Here is a 1,922-nt window from a genome sequence, read left to right on the forward strand (position 1 = left end):
CGAGCCCGCCACCAGGACGCTCAGGGACCCGCCGGGGCGTGCCGCGCCCGTCAGCGCGGCCAGGGCGCGGGCCGGATCCTCCACGTACTCCAGGACGCTGTGGCAGAGCACCAGATCGGCGACGCCCTCCTCGACGACCGACAGCAGCTCGTGGGCGTCGGCCTGCCGGCCCACCACGATCACCCCGGCCTCGTCGGCGCGCCGCTCCAGAGCGGCCAGCGCGTCGGGGTTGGAGTCCACGACCGTCACCTTGTGGCCGAGCTCGGCCAGCGGCACCGCGAAATGCCCGGTTCCCCCGCCGACGTCCACGACGTCCAGCGGCGCTCCGCCCAGCACGGGCCGCAGCGCCTCCCACACCACGGCGGTCCGCACCCCCGCTGACCCCCGGCCCCGGCGCACCCCATCCTCTGCAAGCGTCATGACAGCACCCTAACCACCGCCCCCGACATTCCCGCCCGACCTGCGCCGACGTGCGGCGCGACCGCGCCAGGGCGGGAACGGGAAAGGCCGCCGCGGAGGGTTCCGCGGCGGCCTTTCAACGGCACGATGCCTCAGCACGAGGTCTCAGCACGAGGTCTCAGAGCGTCAGGCTCGGCTTCAGGTCCTGGAGCCGGGACAGGAGGCCGTTGACGAACTTCGGGGACTCCTCGGTGGAGAAGTCGGTCGCCAGGTTGACGGCCTCGGAGATCGCGACGCCGTCGGGAACGTCCTCGGCCCAGAGCAGCTCGAAGGCGCCCATCCGCAGCACGATCAGGTCGACGGCCGGCATCCGGTCGAGGGTCCAGCCGACGGCGTACGTCGACAGGAGCTCGTCGATGCGCTCGCGGTGCGCCGCGACGCCCTCGATGATCCGCACGGCGAGCGCCTGCTCACCGAGCTGCTCGCCCTTGGGCTTGGCGCGCCGCAGCAGCACCTCGGCGGGCTCGGAGTCCCGCTGCCACGCCTCGAACAGGATCTCGAAGGCGTAGCGGCGGGCCTTGGTGCGGGCTGCCATCAGGCGCGGCCGAGGTAGGCGCCGTCGCGGGTGTCGACCTTGATCTTCTCGCCGGTCGTGATGAACAGCGGGACCTTGATCTCGGCGCCGGTCTCCAGGGTGGCGGGCTTGGTGCCGCCGGTGGAGCGGTCGCCCTGCAGGCCCGGGTCGGTGTGCGCGACGACGATCTCGACGGTCACCGGGAGCTCGACGTACAGGATCTCGCTCTCGTGCATCGCCAGCATGGCCTGCCCGTTGTCGAGCAGGAACTTGGCGGCGTCACCGAGCGCGACCGGCGTGACGTGGATCATCTCGTAGGACTCGGAGTCCATGAAGACGTAGTCGTCGCCGTCCTTGTAGGAGAAGGTGAAGTCGCGCTTGTCGACCGTCGCGGTCTCCACCTTGGTGCCGGCGTTGAAGGTCTTGTCGACCACCTTGCCGGACTTGACGTGCTTGAGCTTGGTGCGGACGAAGGCGGGCCCCTTGCCCGGCTTGACGTGCTGGAATTCCACCACCGACCAGAGCTCGCCACCGTCGAGCTTCAGCACTAGGCCGTTCTTCAAGTCGTTCGTCGAGGCCACTATCGTCCGTCTTTCCTGTCCTCGGCCGCCGCCCCCGGTCAATCAGGACGAGCGGCTCTTCATGGTCTGGGTGAGCTGTTCCGGAACTCGATCTGTCAGTTTACCGGCCGTGGCGGGCCCGAAGAGCGGAGCGTCCGCGACCCCCGGAAGGTGAAAGGTCTTCAGGTCGTCCTTGATCACCGTGTCGATCGTCCCCTACGTTGAGCGGCGAGCCTTGCAGAAGCGATCCCCCCGCGCCTTAAGGACCCCCTGAAACGTGACGAATCTCAGCCGCCGCCGCATGATCGGCGGTTCCGCCGCCGCCGCGGGAGCCGCTTTCGCGGCCACCACCGTGACCGCCGCCCCCGCCCAGGCCGCCCCCGGCAAAC

General features: G+C 70.0%; 3 protein-coding genes. All 3 read right to left on the reverse strand.

Translation table 11 applies throughout. The annotated features are described in order from the left end of the window. Positions 1–420: methyltransferase domain-containing protein (locus tag ACYVE7_RS33245; RefSeq protein WP_460370446.1), on the reverse strand; the 420-nt coding region annotated here is incomplete at its 3' end. Positions 421–577: 157 nt separating this feature from the next. After that, positions 578–994 (reverse strand): transcription antitermination factor NusB, encoded by a 417-nt coding sequence (gene nusB, locus ACYVE7_RS33250; protein ID WP_460370448.1) that lies wholly within the window; start codon positions 992–994, stop codon positions 578–580. Next, positions 994–1,554, reverse strand: a complete 561-nt coding sequence (efp, locus tag ACYVE7_RS33255) for an elongation factor P (RefSeq protein ID WP_460370450.1) — start codon at positions 1,552–1,554, stop codon at positions 994–996. The genes nusB and efp overlap by 1 nt, the downstream gene beginning before the upstream one ends. Between the last annotated feature and the right edge of the window lie 368 nt (positions 1,555–1,922).

It is taken from the genome of Actinocorallia lasiicapitis, assembly GCF_054778695.1.

Bases quoted from the DNA above. Each gene is read 5' to 3' on its own strand.
- nusB (WP_460370448.1), bottom strand. From the start codon at position 994: ATGGCAGCCCGCACCAAGGCCCGCCGCTACGCCTTCGAGATCCTGTTC.